The organism is Carboxydocella sp. JDF658 (genome assembly GCF_002049395.1).
Taxonomy (GTDB): Bacteria; Bacillota.
In genome coordinates, this window is record NZ_BDLR01000236.1 from 1 (window position 1) to 201 (window position 201).

Sequence of the window (201 nt, forward strand, 5' to 3'; positions counted from 1 at the left end):
CAGCCAAAGGGACGCCCGGCTAACAGGTGGTAGTGGAGGTGGAAAACAACCTGACCCGCATCCTTCAAATTATTGGTTACGAGTCGAAAACCCTTTTCCTCCAAACCCAGGTCCTTGGCAACCCGTCCGGCGACAAGCTGAAGGTGTCCCAACAGTGCTTCGTCAACTTCATCCGCAGCCAGCAAATGAGGGATGTGCTGC

At 54.7% G+C, this 201-nt stretch carries 1 protein-coding gene; it reads right to left on the reverse strand.

Going from position 1 to position 201, the window contains the following annotated elements; translation table 11 throughout:
• Window positions 1–185 (reverse strand): HIT domain-containing protein (locus JDF658_RS13960; protein WP_278308133.1); only part of this gene is annotated, 185 nt, incomplete at its 3' end.
• Window positions 186–201: the final 16 nt, after the last annotated feature.